General features: G+C 67.1%; 13 protein-coding genes. 9 read left to right on the top strand and 4 right to left on the bottom strand.

The features are described 5' to 3' along the window. Positions 1–26: 26 nt before the first annotated feature. The 5 genes from ILT42_RS05985 (at position 27) to ILT42_RS05965 (ending at position 4,460) form a co-directional block, all read left to right on the top strand. Positions 27–899, top strand: coding sequence for a F0F1 ATP synthase subunit gamma (locus ILT42_RS05985; RefSeq protein WP_204214511.1), 873 nt, complete (start codon positions 27–29; stop codon positions 897–899). A gap of 23 nt (positions 900–922) precedes the next feature. Continuing rightward, a complete protein-coding gene (atpD, locus tag ILT42_RS05980) occupies positions 923–2,362 on the top strand; it encodes a F0F1 ATP synthase subunit beta (RefSeq protein ID WP_204214509.1) in 1,440 nt (479 codons plus the stop codon). Between the two features lie 121 nt (positions 2,363–2,483). Next, the gene (locus ILT42_RS05975; protein ID WP_204214506.1) at positions 2,484–2,885 is read left to right on the top strand and encodes a F0F1 ATP synthase subunit epsilon; all 402 of its coding nucleotides are present in this window, start codon (positions 2,484–2,486) and stop codon (positions 2,883–2,885) included. Between the two features lie 36 nt (positions 2,886–2,921). Beyond that, positions 2,922–3,431: a 2'-5' RNA ligase family protein gene (locus ILT42_RS05970; protein ID WP_204214504.1), complete on the top strand. Its 510-nt coding sequence runs from the start codon at positions 2,922–2,924 to the stop codon at positions 3,429–3,431. Positions 3,432–3,524: 93 nt separating this feature from the next. Continuing rightward, positions 3,525–4,460, top strand: a complete 936-nt coding sequence (locus ILT42_RS05965; protein ID WP_204214502.1) for a dihydrodipicolinate synthase family protein — start codon at positions 3,525–3,527, stop codon at positions 4,458–4,460. Here the strand turns inward: ILT42_RS05965 and putA are convergent. Next, complete coding sequence (putA, locus tag ILT42_RS05960; RefSeq protein ID WP_204214500.1) at positions 4,441–7,536, bottom strand: bifunctional proline dehydrogenase/L-glutamate gamma-semialdehyde dehydrogenase PutA; 3,096 nt, start codon at positions 7,534–7,536, stop codon at positions 4,441–4,443. The two genes, ILT42_RS05965 and putA, sit on opposite strands and share 20 nt — an antisense overlap. A gap of 112 nt (positions 7,537–7,648) precedes the next feature. Here putA and ILT42_RS05955 point away from each other — a divergent pair, with 112 nt between their 5' ends. The 4 genes from ILT42_RS05955 to ILT42_RS05940 all read left to right on the top strand — a co-directional run bounded on the left by ILT42_RS05955 (position 7,649) and on the right by ILT42_RS05940 (position 11,236). Beyond that, positions 7,649–8,110, top strand: a complete 462-nt coding sequence (locus tag ILT42_RS05955) for an Lrp/AsnC ligand binding domain-containing protein (RefSeq protein WP_204214499.1) — start codon at positions 7,649–7,651, stop codon at positions 8,108–8,110. A 173-nt stretch (positions 8,111–8,283) separates the two neighbouring features. After that, on the top strand, positions 8,284–9,336 hold the full coding sequence (locus tag ILT42_RS05950; protein ID WP_204214496.1) for an ABC transporter substrate-binding protein: 1,053 nt from the start codon (positions 8,284–8,286) through the stop codon (positions 9,334–9,336). A gap of 159 nt (positions 9,337–9,495) precedes the next feature. Further along, positions 9,496–10,287 (top strand): ABC transporter ATP-binding protein, encoded by a 792-nt coding sequence (locus ILT42_RS05945; protein ID WP_204214494.1) that lies wholly within the window; start codon positions 9,496–9,498, stop codon positions 10,285–10,287. 178 nt (positions 10,288–10,465) lie between these two features. Beyond that, the gene (locus ILT42_RS05940; RefSeq protein ID WP_204214492.1) at positions 10,466–11,236 is read left to right on the top strand and encodes an ABC transporter permease; all 771 of its coding nucleotides are present in this window, start codon (positions 10,466–10,468) and stop codon (positions 11,234–11,236) included. A gap of 226 nt (positions 11,237–11,462) precedes the next feature. Here the strand turns inward: ILT42_RS05940 and ILT42_RS05935 are convergent, their stop codons facing one another. From ILT42_RS05935 to ILT42_RS05925, 3 genes are all read right to left on the bottom strand, one after another. Beyond that, a complete protein-coding gene (locus ILT42_RS05935) occupies positions 11,463–12,587 on the bottom strand; it encodes a CobW family GTP-binding protein (protein ID WP_204214490.1) in 1,125 nt (374 codons plus the stop codon). A gap of 4 nt (positions 12,588–12,591) precedes the next feature. Further along, positions 12,592–13,497: an EamA family transporter gene (locus ILT42_RS05930; RefSeq protein WP_204214487.1), complete on the bottom strand. Its 906-nt coding sequence runs from the start codon at positions 13,495–13,497 to the stop codon at positions 12,592–12,594. Between the two features lie 410 nt (positions 13,498–13,907). Then, a complete protein-coding gene (locus ILT42_RS05925) occupies positions 13,908–15,356 on the bottom strand; it encodes a D-alanyl-D-alanine carboxypeptidase family protein (protein ID WP_204214484.1) in 1,449 nt (482 codons plus the stop codon). Between the last annotated feature and the right edge of the window lie 182 nt (positions 15,357–15,538).

The raw sequence follows: 15,538 nt of genomic DNA, 5'->3' as shown, positions 1-15,538 counted from the left end.
CATCCGGACAGGGGTAGGGACGCTCGATGCCGAGCTTGAAAGACCTTCGAAACCGCATCGCCTCCGTCAAGGCGACGCAGAAGATCACCAAGGCCATGCAGATGGTGGCCGCCGCGAAGCTGCGCCGGGCGCAGATGGCGGCGGAAGCCGCGCGTCCTTATGCCCAGCGCATGTCGGCGGTCCTCGGCAACATCGCGTCCGGCGTCACCGTCGGACCCGACACGCCGCGTCTGCTGGCTGGAACCGGGGGCGACCAGGTTCACCTCCTGGTCGTCTGCACGGCGGAACGCGGCCTGTGCGGCGCGTTCAACTCGTCGATCGCGCGTCTCGCCCGCGATCATGCCAATCGCCTATTGCGCGAGGGCAAGACGGTCAAGATCATCTGCGTCGGCAAGAAGGGCTACGACATCCTGCGTCGCCAGTTCGCCGCGCAGATCATCGATCTCGTCGACCTACGCTCCGTTCGCACCCTCGGATTCGAGCAGGGCGACCAGATCGCCCAGAAGGTGCTCGCGCTCTTCGAGGCGGGCGAGTTCGACGTCGCGACCCTGTTCTACTCGCGCTTCCAGTCGGTGATCGCCCAGATCCCGACCGCGCAGCAGATCATTCCGGCCCAAATCGAAGCCGGCGGCGTCTCCACGGATGCCGTCTACGACTACGAGCCGGACGAGGGCGAGATTCTCGCGACCCTCCTGCCGCGCAACCTCACCATCCAGATCTTCCGCGCTCTCCTGGAGAACGCGGCCTCTGAACAGGGCGCCCGCATGAGCGCCATGGACAGCGCGACCCGCAACGCGGGCGAGATGATCAAGAAGCAGACGATGACCTACAACCGGTCCCGTCAGGCGATGATCACCAAGGAACTGATCGAAATCATTTCGGGCGCCGAAGCGCTCTGACCCGTATCCGAGAGGAGCCAACGATGGCCAACACCGCCACCACCGCCGGCAAGACCGGCCAGATCACGCAGGTCATCGGCGCCGTCGTCGACGTGCAGTTCGACGGCCACCTGCCGGAAATTCTCAACGCCCTGGAGACCACGAACGGCGGCAACCGCCTCGTGCTCGAAGTGGCTCAGCAGCTCGGCGAGAACACCGTGCGCTGCATCGCCATGGACACCTCCGAGGGTCTCGTGCGCGGCCAGCCCGTCACCGACACCGGCGCCCCGATCTCGGTGCCGGTCGGCGCCGGCACGCTCGGCCGCATCATGAACGTCATCGGCGAGCCCGTGGACGAAGCCGGCCCGATCCCGTCGGAAGGCATCCGCGCCATCCACCAGCCCGCTCCGTCCTATGCCGAACAGTCCACCGAGGGCCAGATCCTCGTGACGGGCATCAAGGTCGTGGATCTGCTGGCTCCCTACGCGAAGGGCGGCAAGATCGGCCTCTTCGGCGGCGCCGGCGTGGGCAAGACCGTGCTCATCATGGAGCTCATCAACAACGTCGCGAAGGCGCACGGCGGCTATTCCGTGTTCGCCGGCGTCGGCGAGCGCACCCGCGAGGGCAACGATCTCTACCACGAGATGATCGAGTCCGGCGTGAACAAGCACGGCGGCGGCGAGGGCTCCAAGTGCGCTCTCGTGTACGGCCAGATGAACGAGCCTCCGGGCGCCCGCGCCCGCGTCGCGCTCACCGGCCTCACCGTCGCCGAGAACTTCCGCGACCAGGGCCAGGACGTGCTGTTCTTCGTGGACAACATCTTCCGCTTCACGCAGGCGGGCTCCGAGGTGTCGGCGCTTCTCGGCCGTATTCCTTCGGCCGTGGGCTATCAGCCGACCCTGGCGACCGACATGGGCGCCCTGCAGGAGCGCATCACCACCACCACCAAGGGCTCGATCACTTCGGTGCAGGCCATCTACGTGCCGGCCGACGATCTGACCGACCCGGCTCCAGCCGCTTCGTTCGCCCACCTGGACGCCACGACCGTTCTGTCCCGCTCCATCGCCGAGAAGGGCATCTACCCGGCCGTGGATCCGCTCGACTCGACCTCGCGCATGCTCTCCGCCGCCATCCTGGGCGAGGAGCACTACAACGTGGCCCGTCAGGTTCAGCAGATCCTGCAGCGCTATAAGTCGCTCCAGGACATCATCGCGATCCTGGGCATGGACGAGCTGTCCGAAGAGGACAAGATGACGGTGGCCCGCGCCCGCAAGATCGAGCGCTTCCTGTCGCAGCCGTTCTTCGTGGCCGAAGTCTTCACGGGCTCGCCCGGCAAGCTCGTGGCCCTCGAGGACACGATCAAGGGCTTCAAGGGACTGGTGAACGGCGACTACGACCACCTGCCGGAGGCCGCCTTCTACATGGTCGGCTCCATCGAGGAGGCGGTCGAGAAGGCCCAGCGCCTGGCTGCCGAAGCCGCTTAAATCCGAACACGTTTGAATCCGGGCCGCGCGTCGCGTGGCCCGGGCCACGCCTTCAGAACATTCTCCCGAAACGATCCGGCTTTCAGCCGCGCTTCCCGGGGACGATACGGAGCAGGCTTTGATGGCCCCCTTCACCTTTGAACTGGTTTCTCCCGAGCGGGTGCTGTTCTCCGGCTCCGTCGAGGCCGTCGTCCTGCCCGCCGTCGAAGGCGACATGACGGTTCTGGCCGGCCACGCACCCATGATGACGGCGCTCAAGACGGGCTTCCTCGTCGTCACGGACAACCCCGGCAACGGCAAGCGCATCCTGATCCGCGGCGGCTTCGCCGACATCAACCAGAACGGTCTCACCGTCCTGGCCGAGCGGGCCCTTCCGGCGGAGGAGCTCACCACCGACGTTCTCGATCACGAGATCCTCCAGGCCGAGATGGCGTATGACGCCACCAACGACCCGGCGGCCAAGCATGTCGCCGAGGCCACCATCGCGCAGTTGCGCGAGGCCAAGGAAGCTCTTTCATTCTAGGTTTCGAAGGCCGGCGCTCAGCCGGCCTTTTCGTTGATGCACCCCCCCAATCCCCTCATCCTGACCCTGGACCTCGATGAGGCCTCGTTCAGGTTCTTCGACGACCAGCGCAAGGCGTATTTCCCCCAGGAGCGGAACTTTATCCCCGCTCACGTGACGCTCTTCCATCACCTGCCTGGCTCCGAACGGCGCAGGATCGACAGTGATGTCCAGCCGCATTGCCGGCGCCCTGTTATCGCCATGCGGGCGACCGGCCTGCGCTCGCTGGGCCGAGGCGTCGCCTATGCGTTGGAGAGCCCCGAGGTCGATGCCCTTCGCGCCAGCCTCGCGACATCCTGGGCCGACTGGCTGACGCCGCAGGATCGTCAGAAGCCCCGCCTGCATGTGACGGTCCAGAACAAGGTCTCGCCGGACGCGGCGCGCACGCTGCTGGACCGGCTCAATACTGGCTTCGAGCCCTTCACGGCCACCGCCACGGGCTTGCTGCTCTGGTCCTACGAGGGCGGGCCGTGGCGTTTCCTGGCACGCTTTCCGTTCCGGGGATGAAACCTGGCGGGACCCGGCCTATGCTCGCCCTGGCTGTCCGAGCAGGCGCGACCCGGGCACCGTCCAGCCGCTTCACGCGCCGGGGCTTTGCCCATGCATCCCACCTTCGCCCGCCTGCGCGGCATCGTTCCGAGCCTGAACACGCCCTTCGACCTCGACGGCAGAGTCGATGAGGCCGGGGTGCGAGGGGTTGTCGAAGCCTCCCTCGACGCGCGCTGCGCCGGCCTCCTGATCCTGGCAGTCGCCGCCGAGAACCGCAGCCTCAGCCTCCAGGAACGGGACCGGATCGGGTCCATCATCGCCGAAGTGATCGCGGGACGCGTGCCGTTGATCGTCAATGTGACCGGGCCGGACCTGGACGCGTCGCTCATCCTCGCGCGTCAGGCGAAACGCATCGGGGCGGATGCGTCGTGCTATCAGGTCGACCCGCGCAAAAAGCTGTCCGAGCTCCGGTCCGAACTGGAGCGCCTCACCGAGACCGGACCGGACCTGATCGTCGTGCAAGACCTCGACTGGACGGGTCACGGGCTGCCCCTCGGCGTCATCGAAGGACTCGCGCGCCATTGCCCGGGCTTCCAGGCCATCAAGATCGAGAGCGTCCTGGCGGGCCCGAAATACTCGCAGGTCCTGGGAGCTTTCGGGGGCGATTTTCACGTTTCGGGCGGGTGGGCGGCCGGGCAGATGATGGAGGCCCTGCAGCGGGGCGTGCATGCCTTCATGCCAACCGCGATGGATCATCCTTACGGCCGGGTCTACGACCTGTTCCGCGATGGGCAAGCCGATGCGGCGCGGGATGCGTTCGAGCGCATGTTGCCGATCCTCGCCTTCACGCAGCAGCACATCGATATCAGCATCGCATTCTTCAAAATGCTCCGGCGTGCTCAAGGGATTTTTGCAACGGATGTGCATCGCTGCGAGCTGAGGCTCGATCCGGTCCAGAAGCAGATCGCGGGCGCGCTGGTGCGGCGCGCCCTGGATCTCGATGCGAGGGCTAAAGGGGAGCGAACCGCTACTCGCCCATCGCGATGAGGTTGGCGTTGCCGCCCGCCGCTGCCGTGTTGATCGTGACGGTCTGCTCCGTCGCGAAGCGCAGGAGGTAATGCGGCCCGCCCGCCTTGGGGCCCGTACCGGACAGACCGTGGCCGCCGAAAGGCTGCACGCCCACTACCGCCCCGATCATGTTGCGGTTTACATAGACGTTGCCCACCGAGAGCGTATCGGCGATCCGGTTGACGGTGGCGTCGATGCGCGAATGCACGCCGAGCGTCAGGCCGTAGCCGGTCTCCTCGATGGCCTCGATCACCTCGTTCAAGCGCCCTGCCTTGTAGCGAACCACGTGCAGGACAGGGCCGAACACCTCCTCGGCGAGATCCGCAGGCCGCTTCAGTTCGAAGACGTGAGGCGCCACATAGGTCCCGGCCGGAGCGCTGCCCGCGTAATGCACCTTCGATTCCTTTGTCATGCGGGCGATATGGCCGTCCAACTTCTCCTTGGCGTCATGGTCGATCACGGGGCCGATCTGAGTTGCGACCTCGCGAGGGTCGCCCACTTTCAATTCCTTGGCGCTCCCGGCGATCATCTCGATCATCCGGTCGGCTACGTCCTCCTGCACGCAGAGGAGCCGCAGGGCGGAGCAGCGCTGGCCCGCCGAGCGGAAAGCCGAGGTCGCAACATCATCCGCCACCTGCTCCGGCAGGGCCGTCGCGTCCACGATCATGGCGTTGATGCCGCCGGTCTCCGCGATGAGCGGCACAATCGCGCCGTCCTTGTTCGCGAGCGTGCGGTTGATGAGACGGGCGACCTCCGTCGAGCCCGTGAACACCACGCCCGCCACGTGCCGGTGCTCCACGAGGCGCGCGCCCACGCGCCCGTCACCGGGCACCAGATGCAGGGCCGAGGCCGGGACGCCCGCCTCGTGCAGGAAGCTCACGGCGAGCGCGGCGATCAGGGGCGTCTGTTCGGCGGGTTTGGCCACCACGGCGTTGCCGGCCATGAGGGCGGCCGTCACCTGCCCGAGGAAGATGGCGAGCGGAAAGTTCCAGGGCGAGATCGCCACGAAGACGCCACGACCCCGCAGGCGCAGTACGTTGCTCTCGCCCGTCGGGCCCGGCATGGCCTCGCCGGTGCCGAACAAGGTTCTGCCTTGTGCGGCGTAGTAGCGGCAGAAGTCGATGGCCTCGCGAACCTCCGACAGGGCATCGTCGATGGTCTTCCCGGCCTCTGCTTGGAGAAGGTAGAGCATCTCGCCGCGCCGCTCTTCGAGCAGATCGGCCACGCGGTCGAGCGCCGTCGCGCGGGCCGCCGCAACCGTCCGGCTCCAGGCCGCGAAACCGGCACGGGCCGCCGTCATGGCGCGGTCCGCCGTCTCCGGCGCGGCCTCCGTCACCTCGCCCACGACGAGCCTGCCGTCGATGGGGCTGAGCACCGGACGCGTGGTGCCGGATGCGGCCTTGCCGTCGACCAGCGGGAGGGCTTTGTAGGCTTGGCCCGCATGGGGCCGGATTTCGTCCGCCAACGCGGCCAGGGACGTCCTGTGGCCCAACTCGACGCCCCGCGAGTTGGCGCGGCCGGGCCCGTAAAGGTCGCGGGGCAGGGGCAGCTTCGGGTGCCGGGCCTTGTCGGGAGACCCGATGATGTCGGCGGGCCGCACCAGCAGGTTCGCGATCGGGATGTCGTCGTCCGCCGCGACCGACACGAAGGACGAGTTGGCGCCGTTCTCCAAAAGGCGCCGTACCAGATAGGCCAGGAGGTCCCGGTGGCCGCCCACCGGCGCATAGGTGCGGCAGGCCAGGCCCGGCTCGTCGTCCAGGAGCTTGCCGTAGACCGCCTCGCCCATGCCGTGCAGGCGCTGGAACTCGTAACCCTCCGTGCCGCCCGCCCGCTCCAGGATGGACGAGACGGTCAGCGCGTTGTGGGTGGCGAATTGCGGATAGATGCGCGGGCGCAGCGCCAGAAGCTTCTCGGCGCAGGCCACGTAGTTCAGGTCCGTCATCGCCTTCCGGGTGAAGACCGGATAATCGTCGAGACCGCGTTCCTGGGCCCGCTTCACCTCCGTGTCCCAGTAGGCGCCCTTGACGAGGCGCACCATCATGCGCCGGTCGTAGCGCTCTGCCATGGTGGCGATGGCGTCAATGACTGCGCCAGCACGCTTCTGGTAGCCCTGGATGGCGAGCCCGAACCCGCTCCAGCCAGCCAGTGACGGGTCGGACAGGACGGCCTCGATGACCTCCAGGGACAATTCCAGCCGGTCGGCCTCCTCGGCGTCGATCGTGAAGTTCAGGTCATAGGCCTTGGCCTTTTGGGCGAGCTCGATCACCAGCGGCACGAGTTCCGCCAGGACGCGCTCGCGGCTCGTGGCCTCGTAGCGCGGGTGGAGGGCGGAGAGCTTCACCGAAATGCCGGGCCGGTTCGGCAGCGGCTCGTTTCCGGCGGAGCGGCCGATGGCCTCGATGGCGTCCGCATAGGACTGCCAATAGCGCCGGGCGTCGTCCGCCGTGCGGGCGCCTTCGCCCAGCATGTCGAACGAATAGCGATAGAGGCGGCCCTTGCCGGATCCGGCCCGCTTCAGGGCGTCCTCGATGGTCTGGCCCAGTACGAAGTGGTTGCCCATCACCCGCATGGCTTGCCGGGTGGCCGTGCGCACGGCGGGCAGGCCGATGCGCTTGGCGGCCTGGCGCAGGATGCCCTCCGGGGTCTCGCCGGGCTGGATGATTCGGGCCGTGATGCCGAGCGCCCAGGACGAGGCCGAGATCAGGAAGGCGTCGGACTTGGCCTCGCGACCCGCAAAATCGCCCTGGCCGAGCTTGTCCTCGATCAGCCGGTCGGCGGTGGCCGCATCCGGCACCCGCAGCAGCGCCTCGGCCAGCACCATCAGGGCAAGACCCTCCTTGGTGGAGAGCGCGTATTCCCGCAGCATGTCCTCGACGCCGCCGAGACCGCCGCCCTTGGCCCGGATCGCCTCGATGAGCCCCGTCGTGCGCCGGTCGACGCGCCCCTCACGCTCCGGGGTCAGGCGTGCGCTCGCGAGAAGGCGGCCCGCGATGGCCCGGTCGTCTTCCGCATAGGGTGGGTTGAAGGCAAGGGCGATGGGGAGGGAGTGAGTCATGGATGTCCTTTAGACGCTGGCCGGAGAATACAGGCGCTCGCGCCGTGTTTCGATGGCGTAATTTCGCCATGTGCCGTATAAAGTTCGGTTCTTGAGCTTTATGGGCGTTAGAATGACGGATATCGACCGGATCGACCGCAGGATCCTGAAACAGCTCCAGGCCGACGGCCGGATCAGCGCCGTGGAACTGGCCGACAAGATCGGGTTGTCGCCCACCTCTACCGGCGAGCGCATGAAGCGCCTGCAGCGGGACGGCTACATCGCGGGCTTCGGGGCACGGCTGGATCCGCATCGCCTGGGCCTCGGGCTGCTGGTCTTCGTGGAGGTCTCCCTCGACAAGACGACGCCGGACGTGTTCGAAAAGTTCGCACAGGCCGTGAAGCGTGCGCCCGAGGTCCTGGAATGCCACATGGTGGCGGGCGGCTTCGATTACCTCGTCAAGACCCGCGTCGCCGACATGGCCGCCTACCGGCATTTCCTGGGCGAAATCCTTCTCGCCCTTCCGGGCGTCAAGGAAACCCGCACCTATGCGGTCATGGAGGAGGTGAAGAGCGACGGGATGCTGCCGGTCTGACGCCCGGGTGTTGCCGGTCGGACGGCTTTGCCCAAGGAAGAGGCAGATCACGCATTGTTGTTCGGCACCCCTCCCTTGCGGGCCGCGCCGCATTTTGATTGCATGCTGCCTCCGAAGGCAGGGCGGTTGGCTGCCTGTCGAAGACACATGCTTGCGCAAGGGAGGAATTTTCGATGTCGCGTTCTTCGTCCTTCATGAGAGGGACGTCTGTCCGGTCCTGGATCATGAAAGCCGGTCTCGGGCTTGCTGCCCTGATGGCCTCCCAGTCGGCTTTTGCCCAAACCCCCGTGCGGTTCAGCCTCGACTGGCGCTGGGAGGGACCGGCCGCTCCCTTCGCGGTGGCGCTCGACAAGGGCTACTTCAAGGCCGAGGGCCTCGACGTGACCATCGATCCGGCGGCGGGCTCCCGGGAGCCGATCTCCCGCGTGGCCTCGGGCACCTACGACGCGGGCTTCGGGGACGTGAACTCCCTGGTGCGGTTCCGCGACGAGAATCCCGGTACGGACATCAAGGCCGTGATGGTGATGTACGACAAGCCGCCCTTCGCCATCATCGGGCGCAAGAGCCGGGGCATCTCGGCCGAGGTATCGAGCCTCCAGGGCAAGAAGTTCGGCGCGCCCGCAGCGGACGGCGCCTACGCGCAATGGCCGATCTTCAAATCCGTCAACAAGATCGACGACTCGACCATGAAGTTCGAGAATGTGGGCTTCCCCGTCCGCGAGCCCATGCTGGCGCAGGGCGAGGTCGACGCGGTCTTCGGCTTCTCCATGTCGTCCTTCATCAACCTGAAGTCCCGGGGCGTTCCGGCCGAGGACATCGTGGTGATGCTCATGAGCGATTACGGCGTGGACCTCTACGGCAACACCATCCTGATCTCGCCCAAATTCGCGGCCGAGAAGCCGGAGGCCGTGAAAGGCCTGTTGCGGGCGATCATGAAGGGCGTGCAGGACACCATCAAGGACCCGTCGGCGGCGGTCGATTCCGTGATCAAACGCAACGACGTGGCCAAGAAGGACGTGGAGCTTGAGCGCCTGAAAATGGTGCTCGACCAGAACATGCTGACCCCCTGGGTCAAGGCCAACGGCTTCGGCGGCATCGACAAGGACCGCTTCGCCCGCGCCCTCGACCAGATCGGCCTCACTTTCACCTACAAGGCCAAGCCCAAGGTCGAGGACGTGTTCTCGGACGCGTTCCTGCCCGCGAGCGATGCCCGGAAGGTGAACTGACGCCTCAGACCCTCCCCTTGAGGGGGAGGGTCGCGAGCACCGCGAGCGGGGTGGGGTGGAACCACCGCGCTCTGTGAGGTCGCGTTTCCCACCCCACCCCGGAGCGCTGTCGCGCCCCGACCCTCCCCCTCAAGGGGAGGGTAGTTTCCGGAGCCTCTCTTGCCCGCCTTCGTCGACATCCATGACGTGACCCACGTCTATGCCCGCGCCGAGGACGGCGCGCCCGCCGTGCAGGGGCTCGACCTGAGGGTTCAGGAGGGCGAGTTCGCGGCCATCGTGGGGCCGTCGGGCTGCGGCAAGTCCACGCTCATGAAGCTGGCGACGGGGCTGCAGTTTCCCAAGCAGGGCACCGTCATCGTCGACGGCCAGCAGGTGGGTGCGCCCGTGAAGCTCGCCGGGATGGCGTTCCAGAACCCCACCATGCTGCCCTGGCGCACCACCCTGGACAATATCCTGCTGCCCCTCGAGATCGTGGAGCCGCACCGCTCGCGCCTCAAGCGCCACAAGGCCGAATACGTGGCCAAGGCTCAGGCGCTGCTGGCGCAGGTGGGCCTGAGGGGGCAGGGCGAGAAGTTTCCCTGGCAACTCTCCGGCGGCATGCAGCAGCGCGCCTCGCTCTGCCGCGCGCTGATCCACGAGCCGAAGCTGCTCATGCTCGACGAGCCTTTCGGGGCGCTCGACGCCTTCACCCGCGAGGAGCTGTGGTGCGTGATCCGCGACCTGCACGCGGCCCAAAAATTCACCGTGATCCTCGTGACCCACGACCTGCGCGAGGCCACCTTCCTGGCCGACCGGATCTTCTGCATGAGCGCCCGTCCCGGCCGCATCGTGGCCGAGCGCGAGGTGAGTTTCCCGCGCCCGCGCGATCTCGAGATCACCTACACGCCGGAATTCAGCGCCGTCGTGCACGACCTGCGCGGTCACATCGCCCACGCGCGGAGCGCAGCGTGAGACGAATGTCCGAAGCAGGGCCACAACTTCATCCTGAGGGCCCGCGCAGCGGGCGTCTCGAAGGATGGTCCAGCCAGCACCGGAACCACTTCGCTAGAGCCCTCCTTCGAGACGGGCCTTTGGCCTTCCTCAGGATGAGGTGGAGTGTGAACGACCCCCAGCTTGCGAGTTTGCTCCGATGACCGTCACCAAGCGCTCCCTCATGCTCGCGCCCTGGATTTTCACCATCGGGTTCTTCGCCCTCTGGGAGATCGTGTGCCGGGTCTTCGGCGTGTCGAGCTTCGTGCTGCCCGCGCCGTCGACGATCCTCGCGGCGATCTGGGAATACCGCAGCCAGCTCACCTACCACGCCTTTTTCACCCTCTGGATGACCTTGGCGGGGTTCGGCCTCGCGGTCGTCTTCGGGTTGCTGCTCGGCATGATGCTGGGCTCCTCGCGCCTCATCAATGCGGGCACCTATCCGCTGCTCGTCGGGTTCAACTCGATCCCCAAGGTGGCCGTGGTGCCCATCCTGGTGTTCTGGTTCGGCGTCGGCTGGGTGCCGCCGGTGATGACGGCGTTCCTGATCTCGTTTTTTCCCATCGTGGTGAATGTCGCCACCGGCATCTCCACCGTCGAGCCCGAGATGGAGGACGTGCTGCGGGCGCTCGGCGCGTCCAAGCGCGACATCGTCATGAAGGTGGGCCTGCCCCGCGCGATGCCGTATTTCTTCGGCTCGCTGAAGGTAGCGATCACGCTGGCTTATGTAGGCTCGGTGATCGGCGAGCAGAACGCCTCGAACGTGGGCATCGGCAACCTGCTCACCCGCGCGTCCGCCGCCTTCGAGGTGCCGCTCGTCTGGGCCGCGCTGGTGGTGCTCGCGATCCTCGGCGTGATCATGTACGCGATCACGGCCGCCATCGAGCAATCGATGACGGGCTGGGCGCAACGCTCGCAAATGGCGGCTTGATCTGTATCGAGCATGACCTCGTCCTGATGAGCGACAAGGCCATTCGTCTCAGAGCCTCATCCTGAGGGAATTGCGTGGCAATTCGTCTCGAAGTGTCATCCTGAGGGCCCGCGTAGCGGGTGTCTCGAAGGATGATCCAGGGTGCACGGGAAACACTCCGCTGAAGCATCCTTCGAGACGAGCCTCCGGCTCTCATCAGGATGAGGTTGAGATCGGCAGAAACGGGCTAACGCCGCAGCGACAAAGGATTGTCCCCCAGCGCCGCTGCATCCGGTTGGTCTATTCCCGGCTTGCCCAGGAACGCGTTCCACAACCTCTCGACCTCGTCCCGGTCGACGCCGTCCACGATGAACACGATGCGCGTGCGCCGGTCGTCGCTGGGCCAGCGCGGCAGGATCGCCGGGACGTGGATCACGTGCTGGACGCCGTGAATCACCACCGGACGGTCCGGATCCTCGGCGAGGGCCACGAGGCCCTTCACACGGAGAAGCCTCGATCCTTGCGCGGAGCGCAGGAGGTCGAGAAACATGTCGAGCGCGCCCTGGCGCACCGGCGCGTCGCTCGTGAGGCAGAAGGCCCGAATGCTCGCATCGTGCCGGTTCACGTCGTGGTGGTGGCCGTGATCGTGATGGCCGTGCTGGTGGGCGTGGCTGCGGTGCTCCGCTTCCTCGACGGCCTCCGCCTTCAGCCACTCGCCCACATCGGCGATCTTGCCGTCGAGCCCGAACAGGCCGCCCGACAGAATGTCGGTGACAGACGCATCCGCGTCGAGGATCGCGGCGCCGGGATTGAGCGCGTGGAGGCGCTCTCGAAGCCCGGACAGGCTGGCGGCATCGGCCAGATCAGCCTTGGCGAGAACGATCCGCTCGGCCACCGCCACCTGCTTGACGGCCTCGTGATGCGCGTCGAGGGTTCCCGGGCCGTTCACCGCGTCCACCACGGTCACGACGCCCTCCAGGGCATAGCGCATGGACAGGTAGGGGTGGTAGAGCACCGCGTGCAGGATCGGGGCGGGATCTGCCAGGCCGGTGGTCTCGATGACCACGCGCCGGAACGGCGTGATGCGGCCGTTGTCGCGCTTGCGCAGCAGGTCTTCCAGGGTGGCGATCAAATCGCCCCGCACGGTGCAGCACAGGCAGCCCGCTCCCAGCAGGATCATGCCCTCGTCCACCGTCTCGACGAGGAGATGGTCGAGGCCGATCTCGCCGAACTCGTTGATGATCACGACCGTATCGGCCAGGGCCGGGTCCTGCAGCATCCGGTTGAGCAGGGTGGTCTTGCCGGCGCCCAGGAACCCGGTGAGGATCGTGAGCGGGATCGGCGGCAGGGGGCCGGCTGGACGGGAGGACATCGGTTCAATCCGTGGGAACGAGGGGCGTCTTGCGGGAGCGCTCCAGGATAATGTTGGCCACGATGGCGGCCAGCACAAGCAGCCCGCCCGCAGCTTGGACGGGGGTGAGGGCCTCCCCCAGTACCGCGACGGAGATCAGGGCCGCCACCACGGGCTCCAGGCAATAGATGATTCCGGCCGCCACGGGGGCGATGCGGGCCAGCGCCGCGATCTGGAGCAGGAAGCCGACCACGTAGCCCGCCACCGTCACGAACACGGCGAAGGGCGCCAGCGCCAGCATGGCCGGGCCGCCGAGCTGCCCCGTCACGACGCCCACGAGGAGGGCGGTGGGCAGCACGATCACGTGGCCCCAGAACACCTTGGCGAGGGGATCGGTCCGTGGGGTCCGGGCCGCCACGAAGAACTGCACCGCGCAGGCGATCGCCGCCCCGAAGGCCATGGCGACCCCACGCCAGTCGAGGCCGTCGAAGACGGGCCCCACCACCAGCACCACGCCGGTCAGGGCGGCCAGCACCACGGCCATCAGGGGCAGGGTCAGGCGGGTCTTCTCCACGAACGGGCTCGCGAGCACGATCAGGACCGGATAGGCATAGAAGATCACTGCCGCCACTGTGACGGGGATGAAGGCCACCGACGACACGTAGCAGAGGCCGAGCATCGCCGTGGACAGGCCGAAGACCACGATGGGAAACCCTTCGCCCCGTGCCACCGCCAGGGGGCGGCGCAGGAAGCCAAGCGCCACGCCCATGAGGGCGAGCATCAGCAGCACCCGGTAGACCACGATGGTCGGCCCGTTGGCACCCTCCAGGGCGGCCACGCGGGCAAACACGATGTTGAGGCCGTAGAGCGCCGCGGAACCGAGGGCGAACAGGGAGCCGGCGGGAGACAGGGGAGAGGAGGGCTTGGTCACGCGCCTCCGTTCGCGCGGATCGGGCCCAAATGCAAGGTGGCGAAGCCGGGTTTGGATGAGCGCGGGGCCGTTTCCTCACCCTTGTGGTGAGGGCAGGCCCGAAGGGCTCGGGTGGAGGTGGGGCGACCCGGTGAGCGATGACATCGCTCCCACCGCCGTCATGGCCGGGCTTGACCCGGCCGCCCACGTCTAGCGACGTGGGGCGTGGATACCCGGCTCAAGGCCGGGCATGACGGTAGAAGCGAATGCGCTCCAATGACGGACGGAAGACTTCGACTTTTCGACCCCCACCCCGGTCGCTCACGCGACGCGATCCTCGCCGCAGGCAAGTCGGGCGTTCCCGACTTGCTTCACAGGAGGCGGATATCGAGCAGGCCCGATATTCGTGGGAATGGCATCGGGCGCGGCCCTCAGCCCTCGGTGGCGGCCTTCGGCTTGTCCTTCTGGGCCGCCGGGCGCTTGGGCGGCGTCTTGGCGGCCGGTTTGGCGTCGGCCTTCGCGTCGGCTTTGGGCTCCGCCTTGGTGTCGGCGGCGGCCTGCGGCTTGGCCGGGGTCTTCTTCGTGTCGGCGGCCTTGGTGTCCACCTTCTTGGCGGCGTCGCTCACGGGCTTGAGGGAGACGCTGGCGCGGCTCTTGTCCTTCTTGACCTCCGGGGCGTCCGCATCGTCGGCCTTGTCGGCGGTTTTCGCGTCAGTGGCCTTGGCGGGCTTTTTGGCGGTCTTGGACGCCTTCTTGGCCTGACGGGCCTTCTCGGCCGCATCTTCCTCCGCCGCCTGGGCCGCGAGGTCCTTCTCGGATGGCGGGTTCAGGCCGATCCAGACCGGCACCGGCTGAACCGCCGCGCGGGGTCCCAGGGTCGTGCGCAGGGGCTGGGCGTTGCCGCCCGCGAAAGCGAAGACGTTGGACGAGGGGCTGAGCAGGTTCGGGGTGGCGTTGTCCTCCGCCACGGTGGTCTGGCTGTCCTCGCCCACGGGGCCGCGGCGGTCGCAGATGACGGAGCGCATGTCCGGCGGGGCCGTAGAGGCGGAATCCGGCAGGTTCTCGAGGGAATAGGCCGCGAGGCTCGGCGACGAGCCGAAGCCGCGGTCGAAGAGCTCGGCGGCCTTCATGGTGCGCTCATTGGCCGAGGGCGCTCCCAGCACGACGGTGATGAGCTGGCGGCCGTTGCGGGTGGCCGTGGCCACCACGTTGAAGCCCGACGCGCAGATGAAGCCCGTCTTCATGCCGTCGGCGCCCGGATAGCGGCCGATGAGCCCGTTGGTGTTGCGCATGACCCGGCGGCCGTACTGGATGGCGCCGATATGGAACAGGTCGTTGTATTCCGGGAACTGGGTCAGCAGGGTGCGGGCCAGGATCGCCATGTCGCGGGCGGAGGTCTGGTTGCGCTCGTCGGGCAGGCCGTGCGGGTTGGCGAACCGGCTCTCGTGCATGCCGATTTCCCGCGCCTTCTGGTTCATCAGGGCCGCGAATCCGTCGATGGAGCCGCCGAGATTCTCCGCGATGGTGGCGGCCACGTCGTTGGCCGACTTCACCATGATGATCTTCAGCGCGTTGTCGAGGCGGATCTGGGTGCCGGGCTTGAAGGCCATCTTGGACGGCGGCAGGGCTGCGGCGGCATCCGTCACGGTGAGCAGCGTCTCCATGCTCACCTGGCCCCGCCGGGCCATGTCGAGGGCCACATAGGTGGTCATCAGCTTGGTGATGGAGGCCGGGAACCACGGATCCGTGGCCCGGTCGGCGTGGAGGACGCGGCCGCTCTGGAGATCGACCACGAGGGACGGAGCGCCCGCGAAGGCCGAACCGCTCAACAGGGCAGCGATGGCGAGAACGGATAAGCGGAGGGCTCGGCTGGCACCCATCAATACGGCTCCATACAAAACATGCATATGCGACGCGAAGCTGATAGCCCTGCCTCAAGCAGCTTGGCCATTGGTAGCCTCAAACGGACAACTTGACTAGGTTGGGATTCCCCCGAAGCCCCTTAGGTCGAATTCCTTCATAGCGAATTCCGTGGCAAGAGCATGGCGAGATGCAAGGTTTT

This window comes from Microvirga pudoricolor, assembly GCF_016892705.1.
Lineage (GTDB): Bacteria > Pseudomonadota > Alphaproteobacteria > Rhizobiales > Beijerinckiaceae > Microvirga > Microvirga pudoricolor.
Note: the sequence above shows the minus strand (reverse complement) of the source record. Positions and strands in the feature narration are given on the sequence as shown.

What these genes read in the sequence shown, in the direction of transcription:
- ILT42_RS05985 (WP_204214511.1), top strand. Translation starts at nt 27, where the DNA reads ATGCCGAGCTTGAAAGACCTTCGAAACCGCATCGCCTCCGTCAAGGCG.
- atpD (WP_204214509.1), top strand. Translation starts at nt 923, where the DNA reads ATGGCCAACACCGCCACCACCGCCGGCAAGACCGGCCAGATCACGCAG.
- ILT42_RS05975 (WP_204214506.1), top strand. Translation starts at nt 2,484, where the DNA reads ATGGCCCCCTTCACCTTTGAACTGGTTTCTCCCGAGCGGGTGCTGTTC.
- ILT42_RS05970 (WP_204214504.1), top strand. Translation starts at nt 2,922, where the DNA reads ATGCACCCCCCCAATCCCCTCATCCTGACCCTGGACCTCGATGAGGCC.
- ILT42_RS05965 (WP_204214502.1), top strand. Translation starts at nt 3,525, where the DNA reads ATGCATCCCACCTTCGCCCGCCTGCGCGGCATCGTTCCGAGCCTGAAC.
- putA (WP_204214500.1), bottom strand. Translation starts at nt 7,536, where the DNA reads ATGACTCACTCCCTCCCCATCGCCCTTGCCTTCAACCCACCCTATGCG.
- ILT42_RS05955 (WP_204214499.1), top strand. Translation starts at nt 7,649, where the DNA reads ATGACGGATATCGACCGGATCGACCGCAGGATCCTGAAACAGCTCCAG.
- ILT42_RS05950 (WP_204214496.1), top strand. Translation starts at nt 8,284, where the DNA reads ATGTCGCGTTCTTCGTCCTTCATGAGAGGGACGTCTGTCCGGTCCTGG.
- ILT42_RS05940 (WP_204214492.1), top strand. Translation starts at nt 10,466, where the DNA reads ATGACCGTCACCAAGCGCTCCCTCATGCTCGCGCCCTGGATTTTCACC.
- ILT42_RS05935 (WP_204214490.1), bottom strand. Translation starts at nt 12,587, where the DNA reads ATGTCCTCCCGTCCAGCCGGCCCCCTGCCGCCGATCCCGCTCACGATC.
- ILT42_RS05925 (WP_204214484.1), bottom strand. Translation starts at nt 15,356, where the DNA reads ATGGGTGCCAGCCGAGCCCTCCGCTTATCCGTTCTCGCCATCGCTGCC.